The sequence below is a fragment of the Agromyces litoreus genome, from assembly GCF_040496015.1.
Taxonomy (GTDB): Bacteria; Actinomycetota; Actinomycetes; order Actinomycetales; family Microbacteriaceae; genus Agromyces; species Agromyces litoreus.
This window is the reverse complement of sequence record NZ_JBEPKA010000037.1, coordinates 1-1,056: the sequence shown is the minus strand read 5'-3', so window position 1 is coordinate 1,056 and position 1,056 is coordinate 1. Positions and strand designations below refer to the sequence as shown.

The 1,056-nt window shown below is 68.2% G+C and carries 1 protein-coding gene; it reads left to right on the top strand.

Going from position 1 to position 1,056, the window contains the following annotated elements:
* Positions 1-10: 10 nt before the first annotated feature.
* On the top strand, positions 11-1,056 hold a 1,046-nt coding region (locus ABME01_RS15620; RefSeq protein ID WP_353829349.1), incomplete at its 3' end, for an MmgE/PrpD family protein.

The following is a 1,056-nucleotide window of genomic DNA, read 5'->3' as shown; positions in this document are numbered from 1 at the left end:
CGTGATCCTCGTGAAGATCCATCATCTGCGTACGCATCGGAGTGATGAGGGCTTGGGCCGGGAGGGGCAGTTGGCGTGGCAGTTGGCTGGGGTGGCGGTCGATCCGGTGGAGGTCGATGGCGAGGTCGTGGAGATGGTCGTGAATCGGGTGATCGATAACGCGGCGGTCGCGGCGGCGTCGTTGACGCGGGCGCCGGTGGTCGCGGCGCGGTCGCAGGCGTTGGCGCATCCGGTGTCGGTGCATGGGGATGGGTCGTGCGTGTTCGGTGCGGATGCGGGTCGGCGGACTTCGCCGGAGTGGGCGGCGTGGGCGAACGGGGTCGCGGTGCGGGAGTTGGATTTCCATGACACGTTCCTCGCGGCGGATTACTCGCATCCGGGGGACAACATTCCGCCGGTGGTGGCGGTCGCGCAGCATCTGGCTGCGGCGCGGGGGTTGACGGGTCGGGAGGTGGTGCGGGGGATCGCGACGGCGTACGAGGTGCAGGTGGATCTGGTCAAGGCGATCAGCCTGCATGCGCACAAGATCGATCATGTCGCGCATCTGGGGCCGGCGGCGGCGGCGGGGATCGGGACGTTGCTGGGGTTGGGGCAGGAGACGGTGTTCCAGGCGATCGGGCAGGCGTTGCACACCACGACTGCGACGCGGCAGTCGCGGAAGGGGGAGATCTCGACGTGGAAGGCGTATGCGCCGGCGTTCGCGGGGAAGATGGCGGTGGAGTCGGTGGATCGGGCGATGCGGGGCCAGACCAGCCCGGTGCCGATCTACGAGGGTGAGGACGGGGTGATCGCGTGGCTGCTGGGCGGCCCGGATGCCACGTACGAGGTGCCGTTGCCGGAGGCGGGGGAGGCCAAGCGGGCGATCCTGGATTCGTATACGAAGGAGCATTCGGCGGAGTACCAGGCGCAGGCGTGGATCGACCTGGCCCGGAGGCTGCATGCGGCGTACCCGTTGATCCTGGATGACCCGGACCGGATCGAGTCGATCACGATCCACACCTCGCATCACACGCATTACGTGATCGGGTCGGGGGCGAACGACCCGCAGAAGTACGA